This is a genomic window from Nonomuraea angiospora (genome assembly GCF_014873145.1).
Classification (GTDB): Bacteria; Actinomycetota; Actinomycetes; order Streptosporangiales; family Streptosporangiaceae; genus Nonomuraea; species Nonomuraea angiospora.
Genome location: NZ_JADBEK010000001.1, coordinates 12,597,885 through 12,611,606, shown reverse-complemented (window position 1 = coordinate 12,611,606; position 13,722 = coordinate 12,597,885). Strand labels below are relative to the sequence as shown.

Annotated in this window: 15 protein-coding genes; 8 read left to right on the top strand and 7 right to left on the bottom strand. The window is 71.2% G+C overall.

The genetic code is table 11. From position 1 onward, the window contains the following. Window positions 1-4 precede the first annotated feature (4 nt). Both H4W80_RS57865 and H4W80_RS57860 read left to right on the top strand, forming a co-directional pair. Window positions 5-754, top strand: coding sequence for an ABC transporter ATP-binding protein (locus tag H4W80_RS57865; protein ID WP_318787559.1), 750 nt, complete (start codon window positions 5-7; stop codon window positions 752-754). Further along, on the top strand, window positions 751-1,536 hold the full coding sequence (locus tag H4W80_RS57860) for an ABC transporter permease (RefSeq protein WP_192792804.1): 786 nt from the start codon (window positions 751-753) through the stop codon (window positions 1,534-1,536). Before H4W80_RS57865 ends, H4W80_RS57860 begins: the two co-directional genes overlap by 4 nt. 4 nt (window positions 1,537-1,540) lie before the next feature. Here the strand turns inward: H4W80_RS57860 and H4W80_RS57855 are convergent, their stop codons facing one another. Then, the gene (locus tag H4W80_RS57855; RefSeq protein ID WP_225964274.1) at window positions 1,541-2,362 is read right to left on the bottom strand and encodes a helix-turn-helix domain-containing protein; all 822 of its coding nucleotides are present in this window, start codon (window positions 2,360-2,362) and stop codon (window positions 1,541-1,543) included. 380 nt (window positions 2,363-2,742) lie between these two features. Between H4W80_RS57855 and H4W80_RS57850 the strand changes: the two genes are divergently transcribed. Beyond that, the gene (locus H4W80_RS57850) at window positions 2,743-3,117 is read left to right on the top strand and encodes a hypothetical protein (RefSeq protein WP_192792803.1); all 375 of its coding nucleotides are present in this window, start codon (window positions 2,743-2,745) and stop codon (window positions 3,115-3,117) included. 6 nt (window positions 3,118-3,123) lie between these two features. On the opposite strand, the gene H4W80_RS57845 is transcribed toward H4W80_RS57850, so the two are convergent. Together H4W80_RS57845 and boxC are read right to left on the bottom strand one after the other, a co-directional pair. Further along, on the bottom strand, window positions 3,124-3,972 hold the full coding sequence (locus tag H4W80_RS57845; RefSeq protein WP_225964273.1) for an amidohydrolase family protein: 849 nt from the start codon (window positions 3,970-3,972) through the stop codon (window positions 3,124-3,126). Window positions 3,973-4,057: 85 nt separating this feature from the next. After that, window positions 4,058-5,707: a 2,3-epoxybenzoyl-CoA dihydrolase gene (gene boxC, locus H4W80_RS57840; protein WP_225964272.1), complete on the bottom strand. Its 1,650-nt coding sequence runs from the start codon at window positions 5,705-5,707 to the stop codon at window positions 4,058-4,060. A gap of 161 nt (window positions 5,708-5,868) precedes the next feature. On the opposite strand from boxC, the gene H4W80_RS57835 reads away from it, so the two are divergent. Beyond that, window positions 5,869-6,717: a PaaX family transcriptional regulator gene (locus H4W80_RS57835; RefSeq protein ID WP_192792800.1), complete on the top strand. Its 849-nt coding sequence runs from the start codon at window positions 5,869-5,871 to the stop codon at window positions 6,715-6,717. On the opposite strand, the gene boxB is transcribed toward H4W80_RS57835, so the two are convergent. Together boxB and H4W80_RS57825 are read right to left on the bottom strand one after the other, a co-directional pair. Beyond that, window positions 6,714-8,192, bottom strand: coding sequence for a benzoyl-CoA 2,3-epoxidase subunit BoxB (gene boxB / locus H4W80_RS57830; RefSeq protein WP_192792799.1), 1,479 nt, complete (start codon window positions 8,190-8,192; stop codon window positions 6,714-6,716). The genes H4W80_RS57835 and boxB overlap by 4 nt on opposite strands. Before the next feature lie 167 nt (window positions 8,193-8,359). Continuing rightward, on the bottom strand, window positions 8,360-9,562 hold the full coding sequence (locus H4W80_RS57825) for an alginate lyase family protein (RefSeq protein WP_318787558.1): 1,203 nt from the start codon (window positions 9,560-9,562) through the stop codon (window positions 8,360-8,362). 150 nt (window positions 9,563-9,712) lie between these two features. Here H4W80_RS57825 and H4W80_RS57820 point away from each other — a divergent pair, with 150 nt between their 5' ends. The 3 genes from H4W80_RS57820 (at window position 9,713) to H4W80_RS57810 (ending at window position 12,339) form a co-directional block, all read left to right on the top strand. Further along, window positions 9,713-10,582, top strand: a complete 870-nt coding sequence (locus H4W80_RS57820) for an RNA polymerase sigma-70 factor (RefSeq protein WP_192792797.1) — start codon at window positions 9,713-9,715, stop codon at window positions 10,580-10,582. 83 nt (window positions 10,583-10,665) lie between these two features. After that, a complete protein-coding gene (locus tag H4W80_RS57815; protein ID WP_192792796.1) occupies window positions 10,666-11,022 on the top strand; it encodes a DoxX family protein in 357 nt (118 codons plus the stop codon). Between the two features lie 240 nt (window positions 11,023-11,262). Then, window positions 11,263-12,339: a serine hydrolase domain-containing protein gene (locus H4W80_RS57810; RefSeq protein WP_192792795.1), complete on the top strand. Its 1,077-nt coding sequence runs from the start codon at window positions 11,263-11,265 to the stop codon at window positions 12,337-12,339. On the opposite strand, the gene H4W80_RS57805 is transcribed toward H4W80_RS57810, so the two are convergent. After that, entirely contained in the window at window positions 12,332-12,859 is a 528-nt protein-coding gene (locus H4W80_RS57805) for a carboxymuconolactone decarboxylase family protein (protein ID WP_192792794.1), read from the bottom strand. The genes H4W80_RS57810 and H4W80_RS57805 overlap by 8 nt on opposite strands. Window positions 12,860-12,971: 112 nt before the next feature. Between H4W80_RS57805 and H4W80_RS57800 the strand changes: the two genes are divergently transcribed. Next, a complete protein-coding gene (locus tag H4W80_RS57800) occupies window positions 12,972-13,448 on the top strand; it encodes a hypothetical protein (protein WP_192792793.1) in 477 nt (158 codons plus the stop codon). 54 nt (window positions 13,449-13,502) lie between these two features. Here H4W80_RS57800 and H4W80_RS57795 read toward each other — a convergent pair whose 3' ends face one another. Beyond that, window positions 13,503-13,715, bottom strand: coding sequence for a heavy-metal-associated domain-containing protein (locus H4W80_RS57795; protein WP_192792792.1), 213 nt, complete (start codon window positions 13,713-13,715; stop codon window positions 13,503-13,505). Window positions 13,716-13,722 lie beyond the last annotated feature (7 nt).

The window sequence follows — 13,722 nt, the reverse complement described above, 5'->3', positions numbered from 1 at the left end:
CCGGGTGCCCGGTCAGGCCGCCACTTCCTTGCTGTCGTTCTCCGGCGCGGGCAAGCGCTACGACGACGGCACGCGGGCGCTGGACCAGGTCGATCTGGCCGTCGCCCCCGGCGAGTTCGTCGCGGTGGTCGGCCCTTCCGGGTGCGGCAAGAGCACCCTCCTGCGCCTGGCCGCGGGGCTGACCGACGCCACCGAGGGCTCGGTGCGCCGGGACACCACCTCCGTGGGCTACGTCTTCCAGGACCATGCCCTGCTGCCGTGGCGGACCGCCCGCGCCAACGTGGAGCTGCTCGGCGAGCTGGGCGGCCTGCCCAGGGCGGAGCGGCGGCGGCGCGCGGACGAGGCGATCGAGCTGGTGGGGCTGGCCGGCTTCGCCCACCACCGTCCCCGGACCCTGTCGGGCGGGATGCGGATGAGGGTGTCGCTGGCCCGCGCGCTCGCCGTCCGGCCCGACCTGCTCCTGCTCGACGAGCCGTTCGGCACGCTGGACGAGATCACGCGCGAGCGGCTGCAGTCGGAGCTGCTGCGGCTGTTCGGCTTACGCGGCTTCGCCGCGGTGTTCGTCACCCACTCCGTCGGCGAGGCCGTCTTCCTGGCCACCAGGATCATCGTGCTGTCGGAACGGCCGGGGCGGATCGTCGGCGCCTGCGACGTGCCCTTCCCCTACCCGCGCCCGCCCGAGCTGCGCTTCAGCCCCGGCTTCGCGCGGATCGCGGGCCAGGTGTCGGCCTGGCTGCGGGGGACGGCCGCATGAGGTGGCCGCGGTGGGTTCCGCCGCTGATCGTCTTCGTCCTGGTGATCGCCCTGTGGTACGCGGTCACGTACGTGCTGCTGACCCCGGACCGGCGGTTCCTGCTGCCCCCGCCGGACGCCGTCGTGCGGGTGGGGCTCCTCGACCCCGTCAACCGCGCCGAGCTGCTCGCCGGCCTGCTGCTGTCGGGCCAGGTCGCGCTGCTGGGCCTGGCGATCGCTGCCGTGACCGGCGTCGGGTGCGCGATCGCCATGGCACGGGCGAGCTGGCTGGAGCGGTCGCTGCACCCGTACCTCGTGATCCTGCAGACGATCCCGATCCTGGCGCTGGTGCCGCTGTTCGGGTTCTGGTTCGGCTTCGGGTTCTTCACCCGCGTCCTGGTCTGCGCGCTGATCGCGCTGTTCCCCATCGTGACGGACACGCTGTTCGGGCTGCGGTCGGTCGAGGAGGCCCACCACGACCTGTTCACGCTGGCGCGGGCCGGGTGGGCGGCCCGGCTGTGGAAGCTCCAGCTGCCGGCGGCGCTGCCCCACATCCTCACCGGCCTGCGCGTCTCCGCCGGCCTGTCGGTCATCGGCGCGGTGGTCGGGGACTTCTTCTTCCGGCAGGGCGAGCCGGGCCTCGGCACGCTCATCGATCTCTACCGGTCCCGGCTGCAGTCCGAGCAGCTGTTCGCGGCGGTCGCTCTGGCGTCTCTGCTCGGGCTGGCCGTCTTCCTCGGCTTCGGCGCTCTGGCGCGCAGGTCGACGAGCTGGCACACGGCCGCCCGCGACGTGGCACGCTAGCCGCTCAGAGCTCGTCGAGCATGCCCTTGAGCAGCGCCGGGGTCGCCTCCTTCGGAGCGGCCTGGATGGTCAAGGTGTTCATCACCTTGCTGTAGTCGTCGATGTCGGTGGGCTTGTCCAGGTACATCGCGCTGGTGAGGTGCTCCAGATAGACCACGTCGGGCAGGTCGGGGGCGTCGAAGCGCAAGAGCGTGAACGGGCCGCCCACCGCCGCGTGCCCGCCGATGTGGAAGGGCATGATCTGCAGGGTGACGTTCGGCAGGTCGCAGACCGCGAGCAGGTGCTCCAGCTGGGCCCGCTGGACGTCGCGGCCGCCGATCGGCCGGGTCAGCACGGCCTCGTCCATGATCGCCCACAGGGTGGGCGCGTCGCCGTCGGTGAGCAGGTCCTGGCGGCGCATCCGCATCGCCACCCGGCGCTCGAGGTCGTCGGGGTCGGCGTCGCCGTGCCGGATGCCGATGAAGGCCCGCGCGTACGGCTCGCACTGCAGCAGGCCGTGCACGAACTGCGCCTCGTAGTTGCGGATCGTGCGCGCCGCCTGCTCCAGCCCGAGGTAGGGCTCGAACCAACCGGGGAGCACGTCGCTGTACTGGTGCCACCATCCCGGAGCGCTGGCCTGGCGGGCCAGCTCCAGCACCTTCTCCCGGTCGCCGGGGGCGGTGATGCCGTACAAGGTGAGCAGATCGGCCACGTCACGCTGCTTGAAGGGGCTGCGGCCCAGCTCCATCCGGCTGATCTTGGAGTGGCTGGCGCGGATCGTCTCCGCGGCCTTCTCGCCGGTGATGCCCTTGGCCTCGCGCAGCCGGCGCAGCTGCGTACCCACCATGATCCGCAACGCGGTCGGCCCGCTTCGGGCACCACGTAAGACGCCGGCGGGGACGCCGTCTCCGTCAGGCTCTGCAACGATCATCATCGATCCTTTTGCCGGGCGAGGACTCATTGTTCCTTACGTTACCTACTGTTTCATGCTCCTTCCGACCATGCATCGATATTCGCGCCGCACACTTCACCCCATACAACACAGAAGCCGACACGTCATTGTAAATGGGACTCGCCATCCCTTTCTTCCTTTCAACGCGCGGCCCGTGCACGTGCATATGCAATTTTCTTGGAATGCATGTGCAGACGTACTTGCATCGGGGAATGACGAGTGGGAAGGATTAGCCCTCGCACGCACCACGATCTACCCCCTCGATGGAGATCTTGATGCCGGCACCCACGCCGCCCGCCCCACCGCCCGACCGGGAGGAGCCCTCCCGGGAAGACCCCGTAGACAGACCGCAGCGACCCCGCCATCGACGCTCGCGCGGTGGCCCCGCCCAGCCACCTCCGCGGCAGGACGCCGGCACCCCCGACTCGTCGGCCGCCATCGATCGCAACCTCGACGCCCTGCAGGCACGGTGGCCGGGCTGGGTCATCACCTGGGGAGCCTGGCGGCAGGCCTACACCGCCTTCGAATGCCGCGACCCCCTGCGCTGCACCGTCCTCGAGGCCGGCAGCCCCGACCAGCTGCAGGCCGCCATGGCCAAGGCCGAGCTCGAGCTGAAGGCCCGCTGGCCCCGGCCCGGCGAGCGCCCCTGACGCGGGTCACTCCCCCGCGCGCAGGCCGGCGTACACCTTGGCCGCGTTCCCGGCGAGCACGGCCCTGGCCACCTCGTCCGGCAGGAGTCCCGCGACGGCCCGGGCGTTGGCGGCGGTGCCGGGGACGCCGGGCCAGTCGGTGCCGAAGATCCATTTGCGGCCGAGCCGCGTGAGGTCGTACCTGGCGTAGTACTCGGGCAGCCGCTTGGGCGGCAGGCCGGACAGCTCCAGCCACACGGTGTCGTTGGACAGGGCGAGGAAGGCGGCGGTGTCGTACCACCAGCCGCGCCCGCCGTGCGCGAGCACCACGTTGAGGCCGGGGAAGTCGCGGATGACCGGGATGAGGAAGCCGGGGTCGGCGTTCTCGTTGGCCGCGCCCGGGAAGGAGCTGGTGCCGCAGTGGACGACGAGCGGGACGCCGCGCTCCTCCAGCACGTGGTAGGCGGGGTAGAGGGCGGCGTCGTCGCAGCGGAACCCGCCGTGCACGGGGTGCAGCTTGAGCGCGGCGGCGCCGAGGTCGAGCTGGCGGCGCAGCTCCTCGGCGAGCGGGAAGTGCAGGTGCGGGTTGACGTTGGCGACCGGCCGGAAGCGGACCGGGTTGTGCTCGACGATCGGCAGCAGGTCCTCGAACGCCTGCGTGCCGGTCGCCTTGGGGCTGTACTCGCAGAACAGCAGCGCGACGTCCACGCCCTGGGCGGCGAAGAGCTCGTCCAGGCGGTCCGGGCGCGGCCGGCCCGCGCGGTCCCAGACGTCCTCCAGCACGCCGTGCTCGCCGAAGTCGCGGGCCCAGCGCAGCCAGGCGGGCTTCAGGGTGCCGAGCAGCGGCACGTGGACGTGCGCGTCGATGAGGGGCATGCCGTCGATCATGCTCCTTACCTGCCCGCGACCATGGGGGTGTCCACCCGGACGAGCCGGTCGCCGGCGTCGAACCCGGGCATGGTCAGACCCGCCCGGGGTCGTAGTCGCCCTTGCGGCCGGTGCCGTAGCGGCGCAGCGCGCCGTCGGGGCCGGAGGCGTTGGGCCGGACGAAGATCCAGTTCTGCCAGGCGGTGAGGCGGCCGAAGATCTTGGTCTCCAGCGTCTCCGGGCCGGCGAAGCGGTGGTTGGCCTCCATGCCGGTCAGCGCGTCGGGTGAGAGCGAGGCGCGCTCCTCCAGCACGATGCGCAGCTCGTCCTCGAAGTCGATGTCGTCCAGGGCGAGGGTGACCAGCCCGAGCTCCATCGCGGCGCCCGCCTCCAGCGGCTCGCCGAACCGGGCGCGGGCGGCCTCCAGGTCCCGGTCGTTGCCCCAGAAGCGGGAGTGCAGGCGGGACAGGCCGTTGCCCATCGGGAAGAGGCCGTCGTTGGACGGGGTGAGGACGAGGGTGGCGGGGACGGCGGCCTCGTCGCGGTCCTCGTAGACGCCCTCCAGCATGTACTGCCGGTCGGCGGCCAGGGCCAGCTCGGCCAGCAGGCCCGCGAAGGCCGTGCCCGGCTCGATGACGGCGATGAGGCTGCGGCTGGTGACGTCGAGGCGTTTGAGGGTGCGTTTGTAGTAGTGGCGCACCTCGTTGACGAACCAGTGTCCGGCCTGCTCGCGGAGCTGGGCGTCGTAGGCCAGCACCCGGCCGGGGTCGCCGGCCGCGCGCAGCACCCAGATGCCGAGCTCCGGCTCGTTGGTGCGCAGGTGCAGGATCAGGTCGTCCAGCGCGCGGGTCACGGCCAGCGGCCAGTAGCCGGCGCCCTGCTCCGCGGGCTCGGCGGGCGGGGCGTCGCGGGGGCCGTCCACGGTGATCTCGACCCGGCGGCCGGCCCGGTCGATCCGGGCGCTCACGTACGGGTACGTGATGGCGTCGCCGTCGTCCTTGCGGTCGAGCGGCGTCAGGGCCACGCCCGTGGCGTCCGAGGGCCGGGCGGAGGCCGCCACCGCCGCGTCCGCCCGCCTGGCCACCTCCTCCTCGAACGAGCGGCGCGGCACGGCGGCGTCCACCAGCCCGCACTCCATGGCCGTGCGGCCGCGGAAGCCCTCGGCCCTGGTGGCGAACAGGTCGGCGCGGTCCTTGCGCACGTGCCGCTTGTCCACCACGCGGGTCAGGCCGCCGGTGCCCGGCAGCACGCCGAGCAGCGCCACCTCGGGCAGGGAGACGGCCGAGGAGCCGTCGTCGACCAGGACGATCTGGTCGCAGGCCAGCGCGAGCTCGTAGCCGCCGCCGGCGGCGGTGCCGTTGAGCGCGGCGATCCAGGTCTGGCCGGAGTGCTCGGTGGCGTCCTCGATGCCGTTGCGGGTCTCGTTGGTGAACTTGCAGAAGTTGACCTTCCACGCGTGCGTGGACTGGGCCAGCATCCGGATGTTGGCTCCGGCGCAGAACATCCGGTCCAGGCCGCCGGTGAGCACGACCGCCCTGACCCCGGGGTGCTCGAAGCGCAGGCGCTGGACGAGGTCGTACAGCTCGATGTCGACGCCGAGGTCGTAGGAGTTCAGCTTCAGCTCGTAGCCGGGGACGAGGCCGCCGTGCTCGTCCACGCGCAGCGTGACGGTGGCCACCGGCCCGTCCACCGCGAGGGTCCAGTGGCGGTAGCGGTCCGGGGAGGTCGCGAAGGTGACAGTCAATGCGTGCTCCGGAGAGGCGTGGGGCCTTGCTTTAAATACTCGACGTCTATCATTAGAGGCGTCAAGTGTTTGTAGTGCTTCCGCCTGCCTGCGCATTCACGAGGGCGCCCGACCTGGCAGAATGCGCGTCACGAGCGTGTCGAACGACAGGAGGGCAACCGTTGCCGGCCGAGTCCGTGGAGCGCCCGCGCGAGAAGGCGTCCGCCAGCGCACGGTCGACGCTGCTGACGGTCCTGGGCGAGTTCGTCCTGCCGCGCGGGGGCGAGGTGTGGACGCGCACACTGGTGGCCGCGCTCGGCGCGCTCGGCGTGGAGGAGAAGTCCGCACGCCAGGCCCTGGCCCGCACCGCCGCCGAGGAGCTGCTGGAGTCCGAACGTCACGGCCGCAAGGTGCGCTGGAGGCTGACCGAGGCCGGCGACCGGCTGCTGCGCGAGGGCACCGAGCGCATCTACGGCTTCATGCGCGCCCCCCACCAGTGGGACGGCCGCTGGCTCGTGCTCACCGCGGGCGTGCCGGAGACCCAGCGCCGGCTCCGCCACCGGCTGCGGACCAAGCTGACCTGGCTCGGGCTCGGCTCCCCCTCCCCCGCGCTCTGGGTGATCCCCGACGCCTCCAAGGAGGCCGCGGTACGCGAGGTCATCCGCGAGCTGGACCTGACCGACCGGGCCTACGCCTGGACCGGGCCGTCGGCGGCCATCGGCGACACCGCCAAGCTCATCTCGGCCGCGTGGGACCTCGACGACGTGGAGAAGCGGTACGTGAGCTTCATCGAGCAGTTCGAGGGCCGCGCGGTCGCCTCCGGCCGGGAGGCGTTCGTCAACCAGGTGCTGCTCATCCAGGAGTGGCGCCGGTTCCCGTTCCTCGACCCCGACCTGCCGGCCGAGCTGCTCGACCACGCCTGGCCGGGGCCCCGGGCGGCGGCCGTCTTCCACGACCTGCACAACCGCTGGCACCGGCGCGCGCAGGCCGAATGGGACCTCATGGACGAAGAGGCCGCCGCCCGGCACTAGAGGAGGCCCTCGTCGGCCAGGTGCACGTAGTCGAACTCCACCGGCTGGTCGTTGATGCCGGTCTTCGGCGGGGCGATCCAGCCGGCGAACTTGCCGTACTCGTACTCGGGGACCATGAGCGCGGCCACCTTCTCGCGGTCCTCGGGCGTGGGCAGCCACTCGTGGGCGCGGGCCTGCCAGGCGGCCTCGCCGAGGACCTCGCCGTGCGGGCTGACGTGGTGGCCGGCATAGACGCCGACCTTGCGGTTGAAGCCCTCGTGCGGCAGGTACAGCCGCTCGTCCAGCCCGGCCTCCTCCAGGGCCTGGTTCCAGCGGCGCACGCCGTGGGCGCAGTCGGCCGCGTACTCGTCGCGCAGGTCGAGGTTGAGCGCGCTGAGCAGCGGCACCGTCCTGGTCCTGATCTCGCCGCCCTCGACGTGGCACAGCTCGCGGGTGGCCTCCAGCAGCACGTGGTCATCCTTTCGCCGGGTCTCCATCCAGCGGCCCTTCAGCCCGGAGGTGTAGTAGTTGCCGGCGTTGGTCGACTGCTCGGAGCCGAACAGGTCCATCGAGACCGAGAACTGGAAGTTCAGGTACTTCTGGATGATGTCCAGCGGGATGCCGCCGTGCGGCAGGACGTCGGCCGTGCCGTGCGCCCTCATCAGCTCGGCCGTGCGCTCCACCGTGCGCTGGACCCCGGTGGTGCCCACGAACATGTGGTGGGCCTCCTCCTTGAGCATGAACTGGCAGGTGCGCGCCAGCGGGTCGAACGCCGACTCCTTGAGCGTGCCGAGCTGGTACTTGCCGTCGCGGTCGGTGAAGTACGTGAACATGAAGAACTGCAGCCAGTCGGTGGTCTCCTCGTTGAACGCGCCCAGGATGCGGGGCGCGTCCAGGTCGCCGGAGTTGCGCTTGAGCAGCTGCTCGGCCTCCTCGCGGCCCTCCCTGCCGAAGTAGGCGTGCAGGAGGTAGACCATGGCCCACAGGTGGCGGCCCTCCTCCACGTTGACCTGGAAGAGGTTGCGCAGGTCGTAGATGCTGGGCGCGGTGTTGCCGAGGACGCGCTGCTGCTCGACGCTGGCGGGCTCGGTGTCGCCCTGCACGACGATCAGCCGCATCAGGTCGGCGCGATGCTCGCCTGGCACCTCCTGCCAGGCGGGCTCGCCCTTGTGCTTGCCGAAGCCGACCTTGCGGTCGGGGTCGCGCTCGGCCAGGAAGATCCCCCAGCGGTACTCCTCCATGGGGACGTGCTCGAAGTGCGCCCAGCCGTCGCGGCCCACGGCCACCGCCGTGCGCAGGTAGACGTCCTTCGTCGGCAGGGCCGGGCCGAGCTGCTTCCACCAGTCCAGGAACTTCGGCTGCCAGCCCTCCAGCGCCCGCTGCAGGCGGCGGTCGCCCGCGAGGTCGACGTTGTTGGGGATGCGCTCGCTGTAGTCCACGCGGCTGAGCGGGCCGCCGGGCAGGGGGGCGGCGCCGGTACGGGAGTCGGTGCTCATCGCTGCTCTCTCTACGCTGATTTGCCGTTGCTTCACGACTGAGTCGAGTGTGGCGAGCTCCTGTATGCGGAGCGCCGACGCGCTGGACGCGGCCATGCCCCGTACGCTCACAGATACTCAACTTGCCACACATTCACAGCGATGCGAAAGACATATGTAGCAGCTAGTTAGTTGGGATTGCCGGCGTGGGTGAGGGTCTCCCAGGCGACGAAGAGGTTGTTGGTGCCCGCCGGGCGCTGCTGCTCGGTGAGGGTTTGCGTGTTGCTCATCGCGATGCCCATGCGGTTGTGCAGGGCGTTGAAGCCGACCTCGGTGACCGGCCCGAGGCCCAGGGTGAGGCTCCCGCCGCACAGCCACGCCGGCACGGCCGTGCCGAGCTGGTACTTGGCGTGCAGGCCGAGCGCGTGCCGCAGCCGGTCGGCGATCTCGGGGTAGAGGTCCTGCCCCTGGATCCGGGCCGTCTCGGCGATGTGCGCGATCGCCGCCAGGCCGTACCCGGTGTGGGTGAAGTCGCGGCACGTCTCCTGGGAGAGCCCGTCGACGAAGGTGTCCTGGCCCTGCCAGTAGTCGACGACCTCGGCCCGCGTGTCGATGCCGCTGCCCGCCGGGCCCTTGGGGAAGGCGCCGTCGGTGGTGAGGTAGATGTAGGCGGGCACGCGGGCCCGGAACGTGCTCACGGCCTTGTCATAGGCGGCCTTGTCCTGCAGGAACACCGCGATCCCGATCGACGCGTCCATCATCGTCAGCTCCCAGTTGCCGTTCGTGCGGGCGCTGCCGTTGATGATCTCGGGAAGGTAGACGTCGCGGAGCATGGTCGTGAAGCGGTTGACGCCCGTGGCGGACCATCCGGTGTAGGTGTAGCGGATGATCTCGGCCGCCCTGGGCCAGGACGATCCCGCCCAACCGGTCTGGAGCGGCGCGTTGCTGTTGGTGTGGTCGGCGATCACGGCGGACCAGGCGTCCATGATCTGGATCGCCTTCTGCGCGTACCGGCTGTCTCCCGAGATGTACCAGGCCAGCGCGTCGGTGTAGGCGGCCAGCGCGTCCTGGCGCTCGTCCGTGCAGCCGTTGTTGGGGTTGGAGTACGGGCCGCACTCCACGACGGCCCGCGGCTTCGGGGTCCGCGACAACGACGCGAGCGGACTCGCGATCATCTGGTCGTAGGCGCCCTTCCACGGCTGGGCCCCGGCGTTGACCTTGGCGCGGACGAAGTCGAGCTGGGCCTTGCTGACGAGCACGCCGGGATGCGCGAAGGCGGCCGGCGCCGTCCGGGCCACGGCGGCGGGCGGGGACAGGACGGCGGTGATCAGGGGGATCGCCAGAGCGATGGCGAGCGACGACAGGATCCCGCGACGACGGGGACGGACCACGGACCCCACTCCTTATTTAGGAAAGTTTCCTAAAGGTCGGTGTGATCGTAGCCCTGACACCACACCTTGACAAGAGATGCGGCCCGCTTGTGGCCGCCCGTGGCGGGGGCGGGAGCTCCGTCCATGGGCTCACCTGGTAAGCCCTTCCTCATGACGCGAATGCTTGAGGCCGAGCGGAAGTTCACCGAGCACCGGGGCCTGCTGCACGCCGTGGCGTACCGGGTGCTGGGCAGCGTCACCGAGGCCGAGGACGTGGTGCAGGACGCCTGGCTGCGCTGGAGCCGCGTCGACGTGGCCGCCGTCGCGGACGCCGAAGGCTACCTGGTGCGGGTGGCCACCCGGCTGGCGATCGACCGGCTGCGCAGCGCGCGGGTGCGGCGCGAGTCCTACGTCGGGCCGTGGCTGCCCGAGCCGATGCTCACCCTTCCGGACGTCGCCGAGAACGTGGTGCTCGCCGACTCGGTGTCGACCGCGATGCTGCTCGTGCTGGAGATCCTCTCGCCGACGGAGCGCGCGGTGTTCGTGCTGAGCGAGGCCTTCGGCTACAGCAACGCCGAGATAGCGCACTTCGTCGGGCGCAGCCCCGCAACGGTGCGGCAGATCGCGCACCGCGCCAGGAAGGCGGTCGAGGAACGGCGCCACCGCTACGACACCGACCCGGTGACCAGGCAGCAGGCCACCGAGCGGTTCCTGGCCGCCTGCCTCGGCGGCGACCTGGAGAGCCTGCTGGCGGTGCTGGCGCCGGACGTGACGATGGTGAGCGACGGCGGCGGCCTCACCGGCGCGCCCCGCAAGCCGATCCACGGACACGAGTACGTGGCCCGCGCGATCGTCATCCTCTCCAGGCGCATGCCCGCCGGCTCGCACGCCCAGGTGCTCCAGGTCAACGGCGCCCCGGGGATCGTCGTCCGCTCGGGACGCACGCCGGTGCTGGCGATCACGTTGCACCTGCTGGACGGGGCGATCAAGACGGTGCACGTGGTCAGCAACCCGGAGAAGCTCGCCGGCGTGGCGCCATGACCTATGTCACACGCGCACGTTGTCACTCCCCGGGGCGCTGCCCCGTCCGTGAGGCGACCGTTCTCACAGAGAAGGAGACCTCCGTGTTCGCCGTTTACCTCGTCATCACCCTCCTCGCCTCGGCGATCATCGGCTTGGCCGCCGTCGCCAACCTCGTCGGCCACGACTACCCCAAGCGCCAGGCGGACAGCATGGGCGTCCCCCGCTCCTGGATGCTCCCGTTGGGCCTGCTGCTGGGGGCGGGCTCGCTGGGGCTGCTGGCCGGGTTCGCCCTGCCGGTGCTGGGCACGCTCGCCGCCGCCGGCCTGGTGCTGTACTTCATCGGGGCGTTCGCCGTGCACCTGCGGGCCCGCGACCACCACTTCGGCCCGTGGGCCGCGTTCTCCTCCCTGGCGGTGGCCGCCCTGGCCGTGAACCTGGCCTACCACGGACCCTGGTGACCGCATGGCCGCGCCGAGCTGGGCCGACAGAGGGACCTTCGCCCGGGGCGGGCGGTCCCACTGTTCGCTCGCGAGGACGAGGCCGTCACGTCAGCGGCCCCTCGTGAGCCCGGGGCCAGAGAGAGCGGACAAGCAACTCATGTTGACTAAGCCCGGATTAGTCAACTAGCGTTGCTTGTCACTGCCGGCGCCTCTGCCCGGCGGATGACCACGCCCTTTTCCGACCTCCATGGAGGCTCCATGTCCATGCTCCGTGCCGGCCTGCTCGTCGCCGCCCTGGCCGCGACGGCCACCACGATGACGATCCCCGCCGCCGCGGCCGACCGTGGCCACGCCAGGCTCCGGCGCGCGCTCGACCAGGCCGTGGCCGACGGCGGCGGCCCCGGCATCGTCGCCGAGCTCAGGGACGGCGACGCGGCGCCGTGGTTCGGGACGGCGGGGGTGGCCGACCTGGAGACCGGACGCCACCGCCGGCCGGGCGAGCACTTCCGCATCGGCAGCTTCACCAAGGCGTTCGTGGGCACGGTGGTCCTGCAGGTGGCGGCCGACGGCAAGCTGAGCCTGGACGACACGGTGGCGAAGTGGCTGCCCGGCGTGGTGGAGGAGCACCTCGGCGGGGACGGGACCAAGATCACTGTCAGGCAGTTGCTCAACCACACCAGCGGGCTCCCCGACGCCCTCCCCGGCCAGGAGACCCCGCGCCCCGAGGAGCCCGGCAGGCGCTTCATCTACTCCAAGGTCAACTACAACCTCGCGGGGATGATCGTCGAGTCGGCGACGGGTTCGACCCTCGCCGACGAGATCGACCGCCGCATCGCCCGCCCGCTGGGGCTGACGGGCACGTACCTGCCCGGCGCCGACAACACCGTCCGCGACCCGCACGCCCGGCACTACTCGAAGTTCGACGAGGCCGGCCGGCCCGCGGAGGTCCACGACGTGACGCACGCGGACCTGAGCTGGGCCGGGGCCGCCGGCGGGATGGTCTCGACCACTTCCGACCTGCACCGCTTCCTGCGGGCCCTGCTGCGCGGCCGCCTGCTCGCGCCGGCGCAGCAGGAGGAGATGTTCACCACCGTCTCGACGGAGGGCGCGGACTGGGTCCCGAACACCAGGTACGGCCTCGGCGTCTACTCCCAGCGCCTTTCCTGCGGGGTCACGCTCTGGGGCGGGGGCGGCTTCATCCAGGGCTCGACGACGTACGCGATGGGCGACCGTCAGGGCGCCCAGACGCTGGTCGCCAACCTGAACGGCGACTGGAACGACTTCCTCACGACCTTCGGCACGCTCCTGGAGAGCCACTTCTGCCCGCTCACGTAGCCTTCTCGGCCGGCTCCAGGCCGGCCAGCAGGTTGAAGGCGCCGGTGAGCAGGTTGAGGGCGACCAGGCCGGGGAGCTCCGCGATGATCCGCTCGCTCCAGCCGTGAGCCCGCAACTCGGCCACGTCCTCGTCCTTCAGCGACGACGGCTCGGCCAGCACCCGGGTGGCCACCGCGATCAGCGCCGCCTCCCGGGCGTCGGTGGAGGTGCCCTGGCGGGCGAGGGCGATGTCCGTCTCGCTCAGCCCCGCCGCCCGGGCGCCCGCCGCGTGCGCGTCGAGGCAGAGCCCGCAGCCGATCCACTCCTGCAGGGCCAGCGAGATCTTCTCGCTGAGGGCGCGGGGCAGCTTGCTGCGTTTCATGGCCCGCGACAGGTCCAGGTAGCCCTGGAGCGTCGCCGGGGAGTGCGCCATGGTGGAGACCATCTCACCGACCGAGCCGGTGCGGCCGATGATGTCGTTCAGCAGCTCCCGGGACTTCTCCGGGGCTTCGGCGGGGTCGAGCGCGGCGAGCCGTCGCATGTGATCTCTCCTCAGGGCACTCATCGTCAAGGGATTGTGGACGCTCCGCCAACGACACTCCGGCCATGGCATTGCCATCCTGGTGGTCCAGAGCCGTCGCAAGGGGAGTCGGATGTTCCGCAGAGTTCTGTCGATCATGCTGCCGGTAGTCGTCGTCACGGCGTCGCAGGCGGTCGCGTCCGCACCGGCGAGCGCCGGCGCTTACGGCTGTTCGGGGTCGCAGGTGGGCAGCTGGGCCGTGCCTCTGCGGGACCTGGTGACCGGGGGTACCTACTACCGCAGCGACATCAAGCTCTTCTACGACGCGAGCACCGGCTGGAACTGCGCCGTCCTCGCCAAGCGGCCGGGCCAGGCGCGGTACGGAGAGCGTACGCCGATGGCCATCCACCTGTGGAACTCGCGCCTGACCGACGACAACGTGAAGAACAACAAGGATTCCGACAGCGGGCGCTTCAAGTACTACGCGGGCCCCGTGCGGGTCTACGGGAAGAACCTGTGCATGTACATCCACGCCCTGCACGGCGACCACACCGGCCCCGAAACCGGATACAACGGCCAGCGCCAAGTCCTCGGCGTGGCCTGCGGCTGAGCCGTCCCTACGTGAAGCGGCCCTTTGCGACGGCGCCCAGCCTGGTCGCCGCGTTCATGACTGGCCCGCCACCTCGTAGCCCGCCTCCTCCACGGCGGCGACGATCTCCGCCGCGTCCACGGGGCTGTCGCTCTCCACGGTCAGTAGGCCGCTGGCCAGGTCCACCTCCACCGAGGTGACCCCGGAGACCTCACCGACCTCCTCCTTCACCGAGCTCACGCAGTGGCCGCAGGTCATGCCCTTGACGGTGTAGGTAGCGGTAGCCATATCGATC

Excerpts from the sequence above, each read along its gene's own strand:
- H4W80_RS57860 (WP_192792804.1), top strand. The coding sequence starts at position 751 with ATGAGGTGGCCGCGGTGGGTTCCGCCGCTGATCGTCTTCGTCCTGGTG.
- H4W80_RS57855 (WP_225964274.1), bottom strand. The coding sequence starts at position 2,362 with ATGGTGGGTACGCAGCTGCGCCGGCTGCGCGAGGCCAAGGGCATCACC.
- H4W80_RS57850 (WP_192792803.1), top strand. The coding sequence starts at position 2,743 with ATGCCGGCACCCACGCCGCCCGCCCCACCGCCCGACCGGGAGGAGCCC.
- H4W80_RS57845 (WP_225964273.1), bottom strand. The coding sequence starts at position 3,972 with ATGCCCCTCATCGACGCGCACGTCCACGTGCCGCTGCTCGGCACCCTG.
- boxB (WP_192792799.1), bottom strand. The coding sequence starts at position 8,192 with ATGAGCACCGACTCCCGTACCGGCGCCGCCCCCCTGCCCGGCGGCCCG.
- H4W80_RS57820 (WP_192792797.1), top strand. The coding sequence starts at position 9,713 with ATGACGCGAATGCTTGAGGCCGAGCGGAAGTTCACCGAGCACCGGGGC.
- H4W80_RS57810 (WP_192792795.1), top strand. The coding sequence starts at position 11,263 with ATGTCCATGCTCCGTGCCGGCCTGCTCGTCGCCGCCCTGGCCGCGACG.
- H4W80_RS57805 (WP_192792794.1), bottom strand. The coding sequence starts at position 12,859 with ATGCGACGGCTCGCCGCGCTCGACCCCGCCGAAGCCCCGGAGAAGTCC.
- H4W80_RS57800 (WP_192792793.1), top strand. The coding sequence starts at position 12,972 with ATGTTCCGCAGAGTTCTGTCGATCATGCTGCCGGTAGTCGTCGTCACG.
- H4W80_RS57795 (WP_192792792.1), bottom strand. The coding sequence starts at position 13,715 with ATGGCTACCGCTACCTACACCGTCAAGGGCATGACCTGCGGCCACTGC.